Origin of the sequence: Conexibacter sp. CPCC 206217 (assembly GCF_030646165.1) — a bacterium.
Lineage (GTDB): Bacteria > Actinomycetota > Thermoleophilia > Solirubrobacterales > Solirubrobacteraceae > Conexibacter.
Window position 1 is genome coordinate 51,995 of record NZ_JAUTDO010000013.1, and the last position, 17,327, is coordinate 69,321.

The following is a 17,327-nucleotide window of genomic DNA, read 5'->3' on the forward strand; positions in this document are numbered from 1 at the left end:
GCTCTCCCGGGCTTGTCTTTCGTGCGCGTCTGACACGGCGACACCCCCTCGAACCGTGTCAGGCAGGAATAGGAGGCCCACCAGCTCGCTCCCGACCCGGGCGGGCGGTGGGCCTTCCCTTCGCAGTGGCCGACCGCCGCGCATGGCCGTGACGTTTGTCACAATCTGCCGAGGAGAGATCGCCCACGGCGGGTAGAGGAGTCGTCATGGAGCCGTTGTTCGAGCACCGCATGCAGTTCGCCGGCGTCGACACGCGCGTGCTCGAGCTGGAGGGTCACGGCGACCCGCTCGTGCTGTTCCACGGCTGGTCCGACAGCGCCGACACGTGGCGTCACGTGCTCGCGCAGCTGGCCCGCAACGACCGCCGCGCGATCGCGGTCGACCTGCCCGGCTTCGGCACCGCGGGCGCCGCCGGCGACGGCCCACTGCTGCCGCAGCTCGACGCGTTCGGCGGCGAGGTGCTCGCCTACGCCACCGCGGAGATCCGCCCGGCACGCGGACGCACGCGAGCCAGACGCGGTGCCGCCGCCGCGGCCGCACGCGGCGCTGCCGGCACCGCCGGCAGACGCAGCCGGGCGCGCGGACGGTCCGCTCGTTCGGGCAAGCGCGCGATCGTCGCCGGCAACTCGCTCGGCGGCTGTCTCGCGCTGCGGCTCGCGCAGCAGGGGACGGTCAACGGGGTCGAGGTCGCGCGCGTCGTCGCGCTCGCGCCGGCTGGGCTCGACATGGCCGGCTGGTTTCGCCTCGTCGAGCACGATCCGGTCCTGCGCACGCTGCTGGCGCTGCCGGTGCCGCTGCCCGGCCGCGCCATACAGGCGGTCGTCGGACGCGTCTACGGCGCGCTCGCGTTCGCGCACCCGCAGGGGATCGAGCCCGGCGTCGTGCGCGCCTTCGCGCGCCACCACCCGGACCGCGCCGCGGTCGCGCGGCTGCTGGCGTCGGGACGGCGGCTGCTGCCGGAGTTGAAGGACTGCTTCGAGCTGTCGCAGATCGACTGCCCCGTCCAGCTGATCTGGGGCGACCGCGACCGCATGGTCTACGCGCGCGGTGCCGAGCGCGTGCTGGCCGAGGTCGCCGACGCGCACCTGGAGCTGCTGGAGGAGTGCGGTCACTGTCCGCAGATCGAGCGGCCCGAGCGAGTCGTGGAGCTGCTGCTGGGCGACGAAGCGCGGGCTGCTGCTGCCGCTGCTTGAGTCCACCTGCCAGACTTTCAGGCGATGGATCTGATCCCGACGCCGGACCAGCTCGGCGCAGCGACGGCGAACGTGATCGACCGGGTTCTGCGCGGCCACCTCGCCGACCTGCGCCCGCAGCCGTCGGCGATCGTCCACGAAGGCCCCCAGCGGACGGTCCGCCGCTACCTGCGTCCCGGCGAGGAGCGCGGCCACAGGGGCGGCGCCGCCGCGAAGCCGCCGGTGCTGCTGGTGCCGCCGCTGGCCGCGCCCGCGACCTGCTTCGACCTGCGGCGCGGCTGCAGCGTCGCCGAGCACCTGCTCGCCGCCGGCCATCCGACGTACCTCGTCGACTATGGCCCGATCGCCTTCTGCGACCGCAACCTCGGCATCGAGCACTGGATCGACGACGTGATCCCGAGCGCGATCGACGCCGTCCGGCGAGACGCGGAGGCGGAGTCGGTGCAGCTGGTCGGCTGGTGCCTCGGCGGGATCATGGCGCTGCTGGTCGCCGCCGAATCGCCCGCGCGGGTGCGCTCGGTCGCGCTGGTCGCGAGTCCGTTCGACACCAGCGAGGTGCCGCTCGTGGCGCCGCTGCGACCGCTCGTCAATCTCGCCGGCGGCTCCGTCGGCACCGCCGCCTACAAGCTGCTCGGCGGCGCACCCGCGCCGCTCGTCAAGCGCGTCTACCAGCTCGCCGGCTTCGACAAGTACGTGATGAAGCCGTTCACGCTCGCGACGAACCTCGACGATCGCGAGTTCCTCGCGCAGGTCGAGGCGGTCGACCGCTTCATGGGCGGCATGCTCGCCTACCCGGGCCGCACGTTCGGCCAGATCTACCACCGCATGCTGCGCCGCAACGACCTCGCCGAGGGCCGCATCGTGCTGGGTGATCGCACGATCGAGCTGGCGCAGGTGAGAGCGCCGGTGCTGTCGATCGCCGGCGACGGCGACGGGATCGCCCCGCGCAAGGCGGTCCACCGGATCGCGCAACTGCTGCCCAACGCCGCCGAGGTGAAGATCGCGACCGCGCCGGGCGGCCATCTCGGCGTCCTCACCGGTCGCGCCGCGCGGCGCACGACCTGGCCGCTGATCGACGACTTCCTCGACGTGACCGCGAGCGCCGACGGCAGCGACAGGGCGCCGCGCAGGCACCTGCGCGCCGTCGCGTAGACGCCGCGGCAGTCAGCCGCCGGTCAAGGGTGAGGTAGCAGCGCCGCGCGCCGCTCGCCTACAGCCCGACGGGGTGACGGACGGTGAAACCGTCGCCGCCGCGCGGCTCCGCCTGCCAGCGCGAGCCGGTCACGCGCAGGCCGCTGGTGTCGAAGCGCAGGCCGGCGACGTACATGTAGACGTGGCCGCCGTTGGCGTAGATCGTGATCCATCTGCCCGGTCCCGCCTCGCCCCACTGCGCGAGGTCGCCCGAGACCAGCGGCCGGTCCAGCAGCCCGGCGGCGGCGAACGCAAAGCTGATCGACGCCGAGCAGTCGTAGGCGGTGTCGGTCCAGGTCGCGTGACCGCCGCCGTAGCGGTACGGCAGGCGCGCGATCTGGTTGCCGGCCGAGATCACCGTCTTGACGACGTCCGGCGCGCCCAGCGGGGCGACCGCGAGCCCGTCGGCGGTGACGGCGGCCTGGCCGCCGCTCGGGATCCCGCTCGCCTCGAGCTCTCTGCGGATCTGCGCGTCGGTCAGCGGCTGCTGCAGCTTCGCGGGGTCGGTCGTGTTGGCGCCCGCGTTCGGATCGAAGTTCGTGCGCACGCCCGCGTCGGGGTCGACCGCGGTCGGGTTGCCCTGCAGCTTGTCGACCGCCTGCTCCTCGTACTGCGGCTGCGGAGCGGGCGAGGCCGCGGTCTGCGGAGGCGTCTGCGCGCCGGTTGCGGTGCCGTCGCTCGCGGCGCCGCAGCCGCCGAGCGCGACGGCGACCGGCACGGCGAGCGCCAGCAGTCCGGCGATGACGGGTCTCCGGCGGCTCATGTCATCGAGTATTGCAAGCGCGCCGTCTCGGCCTGCCGGCTCGCACGAATGGCGCCGCCGCGCGGACCGTTCGCGCCGCCGCCGGCTGCGTTGCCCGCACGTTGCCGGTAATGTCGCGCGCCGTGCCGGGCTCCCTCCATCGCTATCGGGGCATGGCGCTGCTGCCGCTCGCCGCGCTCGCGGTGCACCAGCTGCGCTACATGCTGGCGTTCGGCGCGCAGGCGCCGGAGCGGCTGTCGGAGCAGGGGCACGCCTACCTCGGCTCGGTCGAGGCGATCGCCGTGATGCTGTGCGCGGTCGCGCTCGGCTCGTTCCTGACGCGCCTCGCGGGCGCGTGGTGCGGTGGCGCCACGACGTCCGCGCCGTCGTCGTCGCGCCATGGCCTGCTGAAGCTGTGGGCGGCGGGAGCGCTCGTGCTGGCGGGGATCTACAGCGGCCAGGAGCTGCTGGAGGGCATCCTCGCGGCTGGGCATCCGCCCGGCGTCGAGGGCGTGCTGGGCAGCGGCGGCTGGCTGATGCTGCCGCTGTCGGTCGCGATCGGCGGCCTGCTCGCGCTGCTGCTGCGCGGTGCGCGGGCGGTGCTCGAGCTGGTCCGCCGCGTCCGCGCCGCGCGCCCGGCCGCGCCTGTCGCGCAGCCGCCGCGGCTGCGCCCGCTGCCGGTCGTCGTCCCGCGCCGCAACGCGCTCGCGGGATCTGCCGCCGGCCGCGCGCCGCCGCTGCGCGCGCTGCAGACCGCGTAGCCGCAGCGTCGCGCCCGGATCGGGTCGTCGCGCCTACGCGCACCGACGACCAGACCTTCCATGGAGGTATCGCATGTCCCGCTTCGCCGGGGCGCTCGCGACGACGCTGGCGATCCTCGCCGCGTTCGCCGCGACCGCCGCCGCGCACCAGGGCGACGCGCGCTACCGCTCCGTCCTCCGGGGTGTCGACCCGGCGGCGAGCGGGCTGCGTGTCGAGGTGCTCAACTACGACGACCGCTTCGAGCTCGACAACCGCACGGGCAAGACGGTGACGATCTACGGCTACGAGAGAGAGCCGTACGCGCGCATCGGCGCCGACGGCACCGTCGCCGTCAACAGAAACTCGACCGCTTACTACCTCAACGACGAGCGCTACGCGAACGTGCCGGTGCCGGCCGCCGTGCGCGAGCACCCGCGCGCGGCGCCGGCGTGGGTCGTGCAGGACAGAACCGGCCGTTTCGAGTGGCACGACCACCGCATGCACTACATGGTCAGAGGCGTCGCGCCGCAGGTCAGAGACCAGTCGCTCAGAACGAAGATCTTCGACTACGCCGTCCCGATCGCGGTCGGCGACGACAGAGCGGCGATCACCGGCACGCTGTGGTGGGTCGGCCCGCAGGACGACTCCTCGTTCCCGATCGCCGCAGTCGTCGCGCTGATCGCGCTCGTGCTGCTGCTCGGCGGCGCCGTCGTCGTCGTGCGGCGGCGGCGGCGGGAGGGCGGCGGCGATGTCGGCTCAGGCGATCCAGCCGCCGGCGGTTCGGGAAGCAGCAGCGGCGATCCCGCGGCGGCCGCCGGATCGTCGCGGCGGGAAGCGTGGTGAGGCAGCTCGTGCGCGCCGCGCTCGCCCCGCTCACCGCGCTGCTCCTGCTCGCGCTGCTGGCGCCCGCCCAGGCGCTCGCGCACGCGCAGCTGCAGAGCACGACGCCGCAGCGCGGCGCCGTGCTGAGAACGCAGCCGGACGCGGTCGTGTTCCGTTTCGACGAGCCGGTCGAGGGCAACTTCGGCGCGGTGCGCGTCTTCGACGCGCGCGGCAGACGCGTCGACGCGGGCGACGCCTACCACCCCGGCGGGCGTGGAACCGCGCTCGCCGTCCACCTGCGCGACGACCTGGCGGACGGCGGCTACACCGCCACGTACCGGGTCGTCTCCGCCGACGCGCACATCGTCTCCGGCGGCGTCGTCTTCTCGATCGGCGAAGCGAGCACGTCCGGTCAGACGGTCGCCGAGCTGCTCGGCGGCCAGCAGACGGGCGCCGTCACCGACGTCGCGTTCGGGATCGCCCGCGGGCTCCAGTTCGGCGCGATCGCCGTCGCGCTCGGGGCGCTCGCGTTCCTGCTGTTGGTGTGGCGCGGCGTCGCCAGTTCGCTGGCGCTCTCAACCGCTGCGGTCATGGCGTTCGCGCGCCGTCATCGCACGCTCGTCGTCGGCGCCGCGCTCGCGGGCCTGCTGAGCGCCGTCGCCGGGATCGTGTTGCAGGGGGCGGAGGCCGCCGGGATCGGCGGCTTCGACGCACTCAGACCATCGGTCGTGCGCGAGACGCTCGGCACCCGCTTCGGCACGATCTGGGGGATCGCCGTTGCCGCCTGGTTGCTGATCGCGCTCGTGGCGCCTGTTGCGCTGGCACCGCCCGACACTCGCGGCGCGTTGCGTCCGCACGAACGCTTCGCGCTCGCCGCCTTCGTCGGGCCCGCGATCTTCCTGCTGCTGCTGCCGGCGCTCGGCGGGCATGCGTCGGTGCAGTCGCCGACGTGGCTGCTGCTGCCCGCCAACGCGATCCACGTCGCGGCGATGAGCGTCTGGGTCGGCGGGCTCGCGACGCTGCTGCTGGCACTGCCGGCGGCGACGCGCGCGCTGCCGGCGAGAGGCGATCGCAGCCGCCTGCTGGCCGCCGCGCTGACGCGCTTCTCGCCGCTGGCGCTGATCGCCGTGATCGCGCTCGTCGCGAGCGGGATCGTGCAGGGCGTCGTCGAGGTGCGCACGGTCGCGCACCTGTTCGACACGCCGTTCGGGCGGGCGGTCGCGATCAAGGTCGCGCTGCTGCTGATCCTGATCGGGCTCGGCGTCGTGCAGCGGCGGCGCGTGCTGCCGGCCCTGCGCGCGGTCGCGGCGGCGGCACGACCGCCCGCCGGCGCCGGGCTGCTGCTGCGGCGCGTGCTGCGCGGCGAGCTGCTGCTGATCGTCGCGGTGCTGGGCGTGACCGCTGCGCTGGCGTCCTACGCGCCGTCGATCGCGCAGCAGGCCGGGCCGTTCGCGGCGACCACGACGATCGGCCCGGAGCAGCTGCAGCTGACGGTCGACCCGGCGGCGGTCGGTTCCAACGAGCTGCACGTGTACCTGCTGGATCCGCGCGACGGCAGCCAGTTCGACGGCGCCAGAGAGGTGACGCTGTCGGCGACCCAGGCCGAGCGCGGGATCGGCCCGCTGGCGATCCCGGCCGACCGCGCCGGTCCCGGTCACTACGTCGCGCACGCCGCGCTCGGCGTGCCCGGCACCTGGGGCCTGCGCATCGCGGTGCGCGTCTCCGACTTCGACGAATACACGACAAGAGTGGAGGTTCCGATCCGATGAACCGCACAGGACCGACTGCCGCACGCTGCGCCCCTGCCCGGCTCCGGACCCGCCGCGCGCGGGCCGCACTCGCCGCGGGCGCACTCCTGCTCGCCGCGTTCCCGGCCGCCGCGCGGGCGCACGTCACCGTCGTGCCGAGAACGGCGCCGGCGGGCGCGTACACGGTGCTCGACGTGCGCGTGCCCAACGAGCGCGACGGCAAGGCGACGACGAAGGTCGACGTGAAGCTGCCGCCAGGGTTCGTCGCGGCGTCGTTCCAACCGGTCCCCGGCTGGGACGTGAGAGTGATCCGCGAGCGGCTGTCGAGACCGATCGAGACCGAGAACGGCCCGATCTCCGAGCAGGTCTCGCGGCTCGTCTTCAGCGGCGGCGAGATCCCGCCCGGCGCGTTCCAGGACTTCCCCGTCTCGGTCCAGATCCCCGACAGACCTGGTGAGACGCTGACGTTCAAGGCGTTGCAGACGTACGCCGGCGGCGAGGTCGTGCGCTGGATCGGCGCGCCCGACTCCGACACCCCCGCGGCCCAGGTCGCGATCGTCGCGGCCGACGGGGCGGGCGAGGGCGAGGGCGCCGGGGCGGGGCATGGCGGCGCGGCCGGCGGCAGCTCCAGCGGCGAGGCCGCCGCGAGCGCCGCCGCGTCGTCCGACGCCCCGGTGGCCGATCCGGCGCCCGCCGCCACGAGCGACGACGGCGCCTCCAAGGGCCTCGCCTACGCCGGTCTCGCGGCGGGCATCGTCGGCCTCCTGCTGGGCGCCGCCGCGCTGACGATCGTCACCCGCCGCCGGAGCACGCCGGCGGCATGACCGCGTTGCACGCCGATCGCCGCCGCAAGGACGCCGCGCACGCATGACCGCGTTGCTCGCCGGCCTGCTCTACCTCGCGCCCGCGCTGCTGATCGCAGCCGCGCTGCTGCGCGGGCGCTATCCCGGCGAGCGGATCCTGACCGCGGCCGCGAGCCGCGTGCGGCAGCCGCGCCGGCGACCGGCGCGCAGCAGCGGCAGCGCGCGGCGACGCCGCACCACGTCCCCGCGCGGCGGGCGGCTGGTCGCGACGCGGATGGCCGGACGGGCGCCCCCCGAGGGCGCGCGCAGCAGATCCGTCCACCAATCCTTCAAGGAGCATCCATGCGTTACCGCATCACGCTCGCGGCAGCCGCCGCGACCACCGTCCTCGCGCTGCCGGCCGCGGCGCAGGCGCACGTCACGATCAACCCCAAGGCGGTCCCCGCCGACAGCTACCAGGTGCTGAGCGTGCGCGTCCCCAACGAGGACGACAGCGCCGCCACGACGAAGCTGAGACTGACGTTCCCGCCCGGCTTCCAGTCGGCTTCCTACGAGGCGCAGGCGGGCTGGAGCGCGAGGGTCGCGCGGCGCAGACTGGCGAGACCGCTGCAGACCGAGGACGGTCCCGTCACGAGCGAGGTCGGCTCGATCACCTGGACGGGTTCCAAGCGCGGCCTCGGCCGGATCGCCCCCGGCCAGTTCCGCGACTTCCGCATCTCGCTCAAGCTGCCCGCGAGAGCCGGCGCGGTGCTGACGTTCCCGGCGCTGCAGACCTACTCGAACGGGACCGTCGTGCGCTGGACCGGCGCTCCCGACGCCGACAAGCCGGCCCCGACCGTGAGACTGACCGCGGCCGAGTCGGCCCACGGCGCCAGCACCCGACCCGCAGGCCCGCCCGCGCGCGCCGCCCACGCCGCGATCGTGCGGCGCACGCCGGCGCCGAACTCGACGGCGCGCGGTGTCAAGCGGGTCGCGATCACGTTCGCCGAGCGGCTCGTGACCGGCAAGCTCGACGTCTACCGCGGCTCCACGCGCGTGTCGCCGAAGAGCAGCGGCCCGTCCGGCGCGACCGTCGCGGCGACGTTCGCGCGCAAGCTCGCCGCTGGCAGCTACACGGTCCGCTGGCGCGCGGTCGCGCCCGACGGGCACGTGCAGACCGGCTCGTGGAGCTTCAAGGCGCAGTGACCCTTCGCGGGAGGGCGCCGAGCGGCGTCCTCCCGCGGTTCTTGATCCTCACCTAAGGTCGCACCCTGATCATGAACGGCCGTTACCATCGCTCGTAACTCCAAAGGCCCTGGGGGCGCGAGCGGTCGGAGACAGTCAAACCACGGGGGCGGGGCGACACGCCCCGTGTGCATCGGATTCAGGAGATCGAGGAACGACGCGATGGCGGACACGAGCGGCACCGGAACCAGAAGAGAGCGACGGGCGGCGCAGCGCGAAGAGCGCCAGCAGCGTGAGCGTGCAGAGGCCGCACGCGCCAGACAGCGCAGACGACTGTTCCAGCTCGGCGGCGCGCTCTTGCTCGCCGTCGCGATCGTCGTCGTGATCGTCGTCGCGACCGGCAGCGGCGGGGACGACGGCGCGCCGGCCAAGAGAGCGGGCGAGTCGGTCGCCGGGGCCAACGACACCGCCGCGCTGTTCCAGGGGATCCCGCAGAGAGGCGCCGAGCTCGGCGACCCGAGAGCGCCGATCACGCTGATCGAGTTCGGCGACCTGCAGTGCCCGTTCTGCAAGGACGCGTCCGACAGAATCATCCCGCCGGTGATCGAGAACTACGTCAGGGACGGCAGAGTCAAGTTCATCTTCCGCGACGTCGCCTTCCTCGGCACGGACTCGACGCGCGCCGGTCAGATGGCCGGAGCCGCGGCGCTGCAGAACCAGCTGTGGCCGTTCATCCACCTCTTCTACACCAACCAGGGTGAGGAGAACACGGGCTACGTCACCGACGACTTCCTGAGAGAGATCGGCGGCGGCGTCAGAGGTCTCGACGTCGACAGAGCGTTCAGCCAGATGGGCGACCCGGACGTGCAGAGAGCGATGACGGAGGCGCAGACGGAGTGGCAGGGCTACGGCCTGAGCGGCACGCCGTCGTTCGTCGTCGGCAGAACCGGCGGAACGCTGGAGCCGATCAACACGGACAACGGCCTCACGTTCGAGACGATCCAGGAGCCGATCGACAGACTGCTCGCGCAGAGATGAGCTGATGAGCGATCGCGTCCTCCACCGCGCGCTGCTGGTCCTGTCGTTGATCGGGATCGGCATCGCCGGCTACCTGACGTACGTGCACTACCGCGGCTTCGACCCGGTCTGCGCGGTCGGCCACGGCTGCGAGAAGGTGCAGGACTCCGAGTGGGCGAAGCTGGCCGGCGTGCCGGTCCCGCTGCTCGGTCTGATCGGTTACGTCGGCATCCTCGCGTCGCTGTTCGTGCGCGGGGAGCTGGCGCGGATGGCGACGGCCGGGATGGCGATCATCGGCTTCGCCTTCTCGATGTACCTCACGTACCGCGAGATATTCACGATCGAGGCGATCTGCCAGTGGTGCGTCGGCAGCGCCGTGGTGATGACGCTGATCGCGATCCTGTCGACGATCCGCGTGCTGCGGGTCGACGACGAGGCGTACGCTTCGGACCTTGCCGTCGAGCCGGAGCACGAGCCTGTCTGACCGTCGTCGGCCCGCGCGTCACGCGCGGGCTTGTGGCGCGCTCGTCGCGGCGCTGCTCCTGTCGGGAGCGGCGCTGCCGGCGGGCGCCCAGGCGCACGGCCTCGTCGGTCGCACCGACCTGCCGATCCCGCAGTGGCTGTTCGCGTGGGTCGCCGCGGTCGTCCTGATCGTCTCCTTCGCCGCGCTCAGCCTGCTGTGGCCGCAGCCGCGGCTGGAGCGCGCCGTCGCGACGCGGCGGCTGCGGGTGCCGCTGCTGCTGCGCGTGCTCGCGGGGGCGCTCGGCGTCGCCTTCTTCGCGCTCGTCGTCTACGCCGGCTTCGCCGGCACCGAGGTCCCGACCGCGAACCTCGCGCCGACCGCGATCTACGTGCTGGTGTGGGTCGGCATGCCGGTGCTCAGCGTGTTCTTCGGCGACGTCTGGCGCGTCGTCGACCCGTGGCGCGCGCTCGCGCGCGCGAGCGCCTGGGGACTGCGGGCGGTGCGCCGCGCCGACGCGGCGCCGCTGCGGCCGCCGCTGACGTATCCGGAGCGGCTCGGGCGCTGGCCGGCGGTCGTCGGCGTCGCCGCGTTCGCGTGGCTGGAGCTGGTCTACGTCGACCGCGACGTCCCGTCGACGCTCGCGACGCTGACGCTCGTCTACGCGCTCGTGCAGCTGCTCGGCATGGGATTGTTCGGAATCGAGCGATGGCGTTCGCGGGCGGACGCGTTCGCGGTCCTGCTCGAGTTCTTCGGGCGGATCGCGGCGCTGGAGCTGCGCGACGGCACCGTCTCGACGCGCCCGCTGCTGTCGGGCCTGCCGAGACTCGACGCGGCCGTCCCCGGCACCGTCGCGATGGCGGCGGTGATGATCGGCACGACGACGTTCGACGGCGCCTCCAACGGCGAGCTGTGGACCTCCGTCGCCGGCCCGCTGCAGGACTTCTTCGGCGACCTCGGGCTCGGCGTCACGCCGTCGGCCGAACTCGCCTCGACGGTCGGGCTGCTGGCCGCGATCGTGTTCGTCGGCGGCTTCTACCGGATGGGCATCGCCGGGATGCGAACCGTCGGCGGCGACCTCACCAGCGGCGAGCTGGCGCAGCGCTTCGCGCACACGCTCGTGCCGATCGCGTTCGGCTACCTGCTCGCGCACTACTTCTCGCTGCTCGTCTTCCAGGGGCAGTCGCTCGCCTATCTCGCGTCGGACCCGCTCGGCGACGGCTCGAACCTGTTCGGGACGGCTGACGCGACGGTCAACTACACGGTCCTGTCGGCTGCGAGCATCTGGTACGTGCAGGTCGCGGCGCTCGTCGCCGGGCATGTCGCGGGTCTGGTCTTGGCGCACGACCGCGCCCTGACGCTCTACCGTGACGCCCGTGAAGCGGTTCGCTCGCAGTACTGGATGCTCGTCGTGATGGTCGGTTTCACCTGCCTCGGCCTGTGGCTGCTGTCGGCGGTTTCGACGTGACGACGACGCCCGGCCCGCGCCGGCGCTCGCTCTCGACGCGCGCGCCCCTGCGTCGCGCCGCCGCCCTGCTCCTGCTGCTTGCCGGCTGCGCGCTGCTCGCCGCCGGCTGCGGCTCCAGCGACGGCGGCACGCAGACCGCGTCGGGCTCCGCCGACGGGCGCTTCGCGGCCGCCGACACGCTGCCGCCCGGCCTCGCCGGCAGAGCGGCGCCGCGGATGGCGCTGACCGACGCCAGCACGGCGGACGAGAGAACGCTCGACACCGCCTCGCTCGCCGGCACGCCGTACCTCGTCACGTTCCTCTACACGAACTGCCCCGACGTCTGCCCGCTGATCGGCCAGGAGATCCGGCAGTCGCTGCAGGAGCTGGGGCCGCGCGCCAGAGACGTCGCGGTCGTCGCCGTCAGCGTCGACCCGCGCCACGACACGGCCGAGGCCGTGCGCACGTGGCTCAGACGCCAGCGCCAGCCGTCGCAGTTCCACTACCTGATCGGCTCCGAGCAGCAGCTGACGCCGGTCTGGAGAGCGTTCTACGCCGCTCCGCAGGTCGCCGGCAACCCCGACAGCGCGCACACCGCCGTCGTCTGGCTCGTCGACGCCCAGGGCAGACTCGCCGGCAAGATCAGCGCCGGCGCCGCCTTCGAACCGGCCGACCTCGCCAAGGACCTGAGCACGCTGCTGTCCGAGCGCCCCGCGCGGTGATGCTCCCAACCGGGTCGTCGCTTAGCATGGTGCCTCGCACGCCGTTCCCCGCCGCCGGAGGTACCACCTGATGACCGAGTTGCTGCTCCCCCGCCTGAAGCAGGAGATCGAGGCACGCTTGGCGGAGCTGCGACCGCTCGTCGAGGAGATCGAGCAGTTGGAGGCGGCGAAGGCCGCGCTGCTGGCGCGCGCTGAACTGCCGGCGGCACCGCTGCGACGCAGAGCCGCCGCCCGCAACGGCGCCGCGCCGGCCGCGCCGTCGTCGTCGCCGAGCCCCGCTCCTGCTGCCGCCGCCGCGCCCGCCCGCAGACGCCGTGCCGCCAGAGCGGCGCCGGCCAGACGAGCCGAGGCGGCTGACGGCGATCGCGCTCCGCGCGGCGCCAACCGCGACGCGATCCTGCAACTGGTCGAGGAGCGTCCCGGCGTCTCCGTCGCCGAGATCGCGTCGGTGACGAAGATCGCCAAGCCGACCGTCGCGACGACCGTCTCCAAGCTCAAGCGCGAGGGCGTGCTCGCCGACGAGGCGGGCGGCGTCAAGCTCGCTTCGCGCCAGCCGCTGACGATCGCCGGCCCGGCCGCGGCGGACAAGCGTCCCGACGGCGTCAGCGACGCCGAGTGGGAAGAGGCCGCGCCCGCCGCCGGCGGCGGCGACGCCGCTGCCTCCGACGACGCGGCCTGACGGCGCGGCCTGACGGCGCGGCGATGCCCGTGCGCGAGATCCCGATCCGCGGCGAGATGATCCGGCTCGGCCAGCTGTTGAAGCTGGCCGACCTGGTCGACGTCGGCGCGGACGCGAAGCTGCTGCTGGAGGACGGGCTCGTGACGGTCAACGGCGAGTTGGAGCAGCGGCGCGGGCGTCAACTGCATCGCGGCGACGTCGTGCAGGTCGAGGACGAGTCGGTCCGCGTCGCGTAGCGCGCGTTCGACGCTGTTCGGGAACCCCCTGCGCAGGGGGCGAATTTCAAGGAGCACACCATGCGGACGGAACTCCCGCTACCATGGTCTGCCAATTTGCGAAGGACGGATGACCAGTCGTTTCTGCGACCGGTCATCTTTCCATGACTACCTAAGGAGACTGCGTGGGGCGTTACACCGGCCCGGTCGAAAAGCTCTCGCGTCGCGAGGGCGTCGACCTTTGCCTGAAGGGCGAGCGGCGACTGAATGGCAAGAGCGCTCTCGAGCGCCGTGGCCCGCAGCCGCCCGGCCAGCACGGCAACGCGCGGCGTCGTAGAGAGTCCGTCTACGCGGAGCAGCTGCGTGAGAAGCAGAAGGCGAAGCGCTACTACGGCGTTCGCGAGAAGCAGTTCCGTCGCTACGTCGCGGCTGCCACGAAGAAGCGCGAAGGCGTCGTCGGCGAGCAGCTGCTGCAGCTGCTGGAGCAGCGTCTGGACAACGTCGTCTATCGCCTCGGCCTCGCGTCGACGCGTCCGCAGGCGCGCCAGTTCGTCGGTCACGGTCACGTGCTCGTGAACGGCAAGCGTTGCGACATCGCGTCGCGTCAGGTCAGACCGGGTGACGTCGTGATGGTCGCGCCGGAAGCCGCGATCCGTCCCGTCTCGACGGTCGCCACCGAGCAGATGGGCCGCGTCGGCGCATGGCTCGAGGCCGACTTCGACTCGCTCGCCGGCAAGGTCCTGCGCCTCCCGGTCCGCAACGAGATCGACGCGCCGGTTGCCGAGCAGCTGATCGTCGAGTTCTACAGCCGGGTCTGAAACCGATGGCGGACGGGTTCGTCCCGTTCCACGCCCTCACGAGCTCGGACGACGTGGCGCACGGCGAATTGGCCGTTGCGCTCGGCGCCGAGTTCGAGACGGTGCGCGCGGCGTCACTCGACGCCGCGCTCGCACCGATGGTCGCCGAGTTGGCGCCGCTCACGAGCGGTTCTCCCGCCGAGCAGCTGCTCGGCGCGGAGGCGATCCTGTCCCGTCATCTGCAGGCCGAGGCGCGCGAGCACCGCGACCTCGGCATCGGCGACCTGCTGCCGCACGAGGTCGCCGAACGCGGTCGCGGCCATGAGCTGGCGGTCGCGCTGGTGGCGCTTGAGGCCGCCCGCCGCGCCGGCCTGGAGCTGAGCCTCGTCGCTTCGACCGAGGCCGTCTACCTCGCACATCCCGAGCTGGACGAGCCGGTGCTGCTGGCGCCCGAGCCGGAGGCCGACTGGCAGCTGCTCGACGCGCGTGAGCTGGATCAGCCGGAGCTGTCGTGGCAGTGCGCCCACGAGGCCGCCGCGCTGCTGCTGTCGCTGATCCTCGAGCGCACGCACGAGACCGGCCACATCGCGCACGAGCTGCTCGCCGCCGAGCTGTCGCTCGTGCTCCCGCTCGACGACGACGAGCAGGAGCGGATGCAGACGCAGCTCGCGTCGGTGCGGGCGCGGTTGAACTAGAGCGCGAGCGCGGCGAGACCCGCGGCCAGCGAGCCGGCGACGTTGAGCGCGGCGACCTGCGCATGGCCGGTCGCGCGCAGCCGCTCGCTGTCGACCATCCATGTCGAGAACGTCGTGTAGCCGCCGCGCAGCGCGATGCCGCCGAGCAGCGGCACGCCGATCCACGTCAGCGCCCCGCTCATCGCGGCGTCCGCCCGTCGGATCCGCTGGTCGCCGCCGCCGCGTCGTCGTCGACCGCCGCCAGCGGGTGCGGCCGCTCCGCGCGCGCCGGTCGCGCCCGTCACGATGTCCGGATGGAGCTGCGTCAGCTGCGCTACTTCTCCGCGGTCGCCCGCCAGGGGAACTTCACGCGTGCTGCCGACGAGCTGCACATGACGCAGTCGGCGCTGTCGCAGCAGATCAAGCGGCTGGAGGAGGAGCTGGGGGTCGAGCTGCTGGTGCGCGCGCCCAGCGGCGTCTCGCCGACGCCCGCCGGCGTCGACCTGCTCGCGCGCGCCGACGCGATCCTGGCGGAGGCGGCGCGCGCCCACGCCGACATGGACGCGCACGCCGGGCTGCTGCGCGGCGTCGTGCGGGTCGCGACCGACGCTGCCGCCGCGCTCGCGCTGCCGGCGGCGCTCGCGTCCTTCCATCGCGCTCATCCCGGCATCCGCATCGGCCTGCGTCAGGGCGCGGCGGGCGAGGTCGCGGGGCTCGTGCGCAACGGGGCGGCTGACCTGGCCGTCGCGTCGCTCCCGCTCGCCGTCGTGCCGGACGGCGTGCGCGCGGTCGCGCTCGCACAGGAGCCGCTGCACGCGATCGCCGCGCCCGGGGATCCGCTCGCGCGCGGCGGAGAGGTCGCCGTCTGGGAGCTGCGCGAGCGGCCGTTCATCCTCGCCGAGCCCGGCAGCGCGCTGCGCGAGCTGGTCGTCGCCGCCTGCGACGCGGCCGGCTTCGGGCCGGTGCCGCTGTTCGAGCTGAGCGACCCGGCGGCGGTGCGCCAGCTCGTGCACGAGGGGCTCGGCGTCAGCCTCGTGCCGGCCTCGTGGCTGGTCTCGCCCGGCCCCGCGGTCGGCGTCGCGCGGATCGCCGCGCCGGCGCCGCACCACCGCGCGCTGCTGCTCGCCCCGGCGGCCGGTGCCGCGCCGGCGGGAGAGCTGCTGGGGGCACATCTCGACGCGGCGCTCGGGAGCGTCCCGGCCCCCTCAGAGCGCCTCTGACAGCTCCCGCTCCAGGCGCGTCTTCGGCCGGCTGCCGACCAGCGTCAGCACCGGCTCGCCGTCGCGGAAGAGGATGAACGTCGGCATCGAGAGGATCGCGTATCTGATCCCGATCGCCTGCTGCTCGTCGACGTTGAGCGAGACGACGCGGAGGTCGTCGCGCTCGGCGTCGAGCGCGGCCAGCAGCGGTCTCATCGCGCGGCACGGCGGGCACCACGGCGCCCAGAAGTCGACCAGCACGGGGAGGTCGGATTCGAGCACGTCGGCGACGAAGCGGTCGTCGGTGGTGGCGGGGACGGCGGGAGCCGGGGTGACGGACATCGAGCGCTCCTTCGGCGTTGCAGAACGGGAGGAGCACGACCTTCGCGCAGCGACCGTGCGCGGCCAAGTCGAATCGCTGATCGCGGCGATCAGCTCCCGCGCTGATCGCCGTGCAGGCGCGTGCGGCGCTCAGGCCGCAGCGGTCTGCGGGAGGTGCGCTATCGCCTCCTGGAAGCGACCGATCGCCTCGGGGATCCCGGACGTCCCGTAGCCCTCGACCACGCGCAGGTCGTCGACGACGAGCGCCGCCTCCGCGAGGATCTGCTGGAAGCGGTCGTCCTGCACGACCGCGTCGAGCTGCGCGTGCGTCCCGTGCAGCAGCATCATCCCGTCGATCTCTGCGGCTGGCGTGAGGACGGCGTCGAACCGCTCGATCCGCCCCGTCTCCTGCAGCCCCGCGTAGTATCCGACCGCATCGTTGAAGACCTCCAACGAATATGCCTCGCGTCCGCGGGCGACCTGTCTCCAGGTCAGGCAGAGAATCCTGTCGGCCATCACCGACTCCTCTCTCCTCGACCGGGCCGGTCCGCCCGGTCTGGAAACGCGAGCATCGCACCGCGGCGACGCCAGCGCAACCCTCCTCACGCGCCGGACGCCGCCGCGCTGCGACGCCGCTTGACGACCGCGTCGCGCGTGCGGGAGAGGTGGCGCTCGACGATCGCGCGCGCTCCGGCGGCGTCGCCGGCGCGCGTGAGCCGCACGATCGTCGCGTGCTCGCGCGTCAGTCTGCGCGTGCCCTCGACCTGGAAGCTCTCGCTGCGGATCAGCACGTAGCGCTCGATCCGGCCGCGCAGCAGCTGCACGAAGTCGATCGCCGACGGTCTGCCCGCCGGCTCGTAGAGCGTGCGGTGGAACTGCGCGTCGAGCGCGAGCCAGCGCGCCTCGTCGTGCTCCACTCGCATCGCGCGGTTGAGGCGCGACAGTTGCGCGAGCCGGCGCTCGTCGACGTACGGGACGGCGGCCTCCGTCAGGTGACCCTCGACGAGCGCTCGCAGCTCGTACGCCTCGACGATGTCGTTGACGGAGATCGAGCGCACGATCGCGCGTCTGTGGGCCGCGGCCTCGATCAGGCCCTCCGCCTCCAGCCGCCGGATCGCCTCGCGCACCGGCACGCGCGAGACGCCGAAGTGCTCGGCCAGCTCGACCTGGTTCAGCTCTGCGGCGTCGGCGAGCTGGCCGCTGTTGATCGCCGCGCGCAGCGCGTCGGCGATGTGATCGGAGCTGGTGCGCCGGCGTCGAGGTGCCGTCGCCGCAGCAATCGGCAAGGCGTCCACGCGGCGAGCATACGCCGCGCCCGCCGGCTCGCGCGCCGGTCCGGACCGATGTGGGGCGAGCGAATGATCCGCATCGGGTGGGGCTGCGCAGTTAAGT

General features: G+C 73.5%; 21 protein-coding genes. 16 read left to right on the forward strand and 5 right to left on the reverse strand.

The features are described from left to right. The first annotated feature begins 206 nt into the window (after positions 1-206). Together Q7L65_RS25155 and Q7L65_RS25160 are read left to right on the forward strand one after the other, a co-directional pair. Positions 207-1,193 carry an alpha/beta fold hydrolase gene (locus Q7L65_RS25155; RefSeq protein ID WP_304725744.1) on the forward strand — a complete coding sequence of 329 codons (987 nt, stop codon included), beginning with the start codon at positions 207-209 and terminating at the stop codon, positions 1,191-1,193. A gap of 30 nt (positions 1,194-1,223) precedes the next feature. Further along, the gene (locus Q7L65_RS25160) at positions 1,224-2,345 is read left to right on the forward strand and encodes an alpha/beta fold hydrolase (RefSeq protein ID WP_370552632.1); all 1,122 of its coding nucleotides are present in this window, start codon (positions 1,224-1,226) and stop codon (positions 2,343-2,345) included. Between the two features lie 58 nt (positions 2,346-2,403). On the opposite strand, the gene Q7L65_RS25165 is transcribed toward Q7L65_RS25160, so the two are convergent. Then, positions 2,404-3,147 carry a hypothetical protein gene (locus tag Q7L65_RS25165; RefSeq protein WP_304725750.1) on the reverse strand — a complete coding sequence of 248 codons (744 nt, stop codon included), beginning with the start codon at positions 3,145-3,147 and terminating at the stop codon, positions 2,404-2,406. A 122-nt stretch (positions 3,148-3,269) separates the two neighbouring features. Between Q7L65_RS25165 and Q7L65_RS25170 the strand changes: the two genes are divergently transcribed. From Q7L65_RS25170 to Q7L65_RS25230, 13 genes are all read left to right on the forward strand, one after another. Next, positions 3,270-3,887 carry a hypothetical protein gene (locus tag Q7L65_RS25170; protein ID WP_304725751.1) on the forward strand — a complete coding sequence of 206 codons (618 nt, stop codon included), beginning with the start codon at positions 3,270-3,272 and terminating at the stop codon, positions 3,885-3,887. Positions 3,888-3,960: 73 nt separating this feature from the next. Beyond that, positions 3,961-4,710, forward strand: coding sequence for a hypothetical protein (locus tag Q7L65_RS25175; RefSeq protein WP_304725753.1), 750 nt, complete (start codon positions 3,961-3,963; stop codon positions 4,708-4,710). Further along, positions 4,707-6,458: a copper resistance protein CopC gene (locus Q7L65_RS25180; RefSeq protein WP_304725756.1), complete on the forward strand. Its 1,752-nt coding sequence runs from the start codon at positions 4,707-4,709 to the stop codon at positions 6,456-6,458. The genes Q7L65_RS25175 and Q7L65_RS25180 overlap by 4 nt, the downstream gene beginning before the upstream one ends. Further along, positions 6,455-7,261: a YcnI family protein gene (locus Q7L65_RS25185; RefSeq protein WP_304725759.1), complete on the forward strand. Its 807-nt coding sequence runs from the start codon at positions 6,455-6,457 to the stop codon at positions 7,259-7,261. Before Q7L65_RS25180 ends, Q7L65_RS25185 begins: the two co-directional genes overlap by 4 nt. Positions 7,262-7,582: 321 nt before the next feature. Further along, complete coding sequence (locus tag Q7L65_RS25190) at positions 7,583-8,425, forward strand: DUF1775 domain-containing protein (RefSeq protein ID WP_304725761.1); 843 nt, start codon at positions 7,583-7,585, stop codon at positions 8,423-8,425. A gap of 201 nt (positions 8,426-8,626) precedes the next feature. Next, positions 8,627-9,442 (forward strand): thioredoxin domain-containing protein, encoded by an 816-nt coding sequence (locus tag Q7L65_RS25195; RefSeq protein WP_304725763.1) that lies wholly within the window; start codon positions 8,627-8,629, stop codon positions 9,440-9,442. A gap of 4 nt (positions 9,443-9,446) precedes the next feature. Beyond that, positions 9,447-9,905 carry a vitamin K epoxide reductase family protein gene (locus Q7L65_RS25200; protein ID WP_304725766.1) on the forward strand — a complete coding sequence of 153 codons (459 nt, stop codon included), beginning with the start codon at positions 9,447-9,449 and terminating at the stop codon, positions 9,903-9,905. Further along, the gene (locus Q7L65_RS25205; RefSeq protein ID WP_304725769.1) at positions 9,874-11,349 is read left to right on the forward strand and encodes a fenitrothion hydrolase; all 1,476 of its coding nucleotides are present in this window, start codon (positions 9,874-9,876) and stop codon (positions 11,347-11,349) included. Before Q7L65_RS25200 ends, Q7L65_RS25205 begins: the two co-directional genes overlap by 32 nt. Continuing rightward, positions 11,346-12,050 (forward strand): SCO family protein, encoded by a 705-nt coding sequence (locus Q7L65_RS25210; RefSeq protein ID WP_304725770.1) that lies wholly within the window; start codon positions 11,346-11,348, stop codon positions 12,048-12,050. Before Q7L65_RS25205 ends, Q7L65_RS25210 begins: the two co-directional genes overlap by 4 nt. A gap of 70 nt (positions 12,051-12,120) precedes the next feature. After that, positions 12,121-12,729, forward strand: coding sequence for a winged helix-turn-helix domain-containing protein (locus Q7L65_RS25215; protein ID WP_304725772.1), 609 nt, complete (start codon positions 12,121-12,123; stop codon positions 12,727-12,729). A gap of 23 nt (positions 12,730-12,752) precedes the next feature. Beyond that, on the forward strand, positions 12,753-12,965 hold the full coding sequence (locus Q7L65_RS25220) for an RNA-binding S4 domain-containing protein (protein WP_304725775.1): 213 nt from the start codon (positions 12,753-12,755) through the stop codon (positions 12,963-12,965). A gap of 164 nt (positions 12,966-13,129) precedes the next feature. Next, positions 13,130-13,762 (forward strand): 30S ribosomal protein S4, encoded by a 633-nt coding sequence (rpsD, locus tag Q7L65_RS25225; protein WP_304725776.1) that lies wholly within the window; start codon positions 13,130-13,132, stop codon positions 13,760-13,762. Positions 13,763-13,767: 5 nt separating this feature from the next. Beyond that, positions 13,768-14,436 carry a hypothetical protein gene (locus Q7L65_RS25230; RefSeq protein WP_304725779.1) on the forward strand — a complete coding sequence of 223 codons (669 nt, stop codon included), beginning with the start codon at positions 13,768-13,770 and terminating at the stop codon, positions 14,434-14,436. On the opposite strand, the gene Q7L65_RS25235 is transcribed toward Q7L65_RS25230, so the two are convergent. Beyond that, on the reverse strand, positions 14,433-14,618 hold the full coding sequence (locus Q7L65_RS25235; RefSeq protein WP_304725781.1) for a CrcB family protein: 186 nt from the start codon (positions 14,616-14,618) through the stop codon (positions 14,433-14,435). The two genes, Q7L65_RS25230 and Q7L65_RS25235, sit on opposite strands and share 4 nt — an antisense overlap. 111 nt (positions 14,619-14,729) lie before the next feature. Between Q7L65_RS25235 and Q7L65_RS25240 the strand changes: the two genes are divergently transcribed. Next, a complete protein-coding gene (locus tag Q7L65_RS25240) occupies positions 14,730-15,635 on the forward strand; it encodes a LysR family transcriptional regulator (protein WP_304725785.1) in 906 nt (301 codons plus the stop codon). On the opposite strand, the gene trxA is transcribed toward Q7L65_RS25240, so the two are convergent. The 3 genes from trxA to Q7L65_RS25255 all read right to left on the reverse strand — a co-directional run bounded on the left by trxA (position 15,621) and on the right by Q7L65_RS25255 (position 17,230). Next, positions 15,621-15,956 (reverse strand): thioredoxin, encoded by a 336-nt coding sequence (gene trxA / locus Q7L65_RS25245; protein ID WP_304725788.1) that lies wholly within the window; start codon positions 15,954-15,956, stop codon positions 15,621-15,623. The genes Q7L65_RS25240 and trxA overlap by 15 nt on opposite strands. A 129-nt stretch (positions 15,957-16,085) precedes the next feature. Beyond that, positions 16,086-16,451, reverse strand: a complete 366-nt coding sequence (locus Q7L65_RS25250) for a hypothetical protein (RefSeq protein ID WP_304725790.1) — start codon at positions 16,449-16,451, stop codon at positions 16,086-16,088. 86 nt (positions 16,452-16,537) lie between these two features. After that, positions 16,538-17,230, reverse strand: a complete 693-nt coding sequence (locus Q7L65_RS25255) for a GntR family transcriptional regulator (protein WP_304725793.1) — start codon at positions 17,228-17,230, stop codon at positions 16,538-16,540. Positions 17,231-17,327 lie beyond the last annotated feature (97 nt).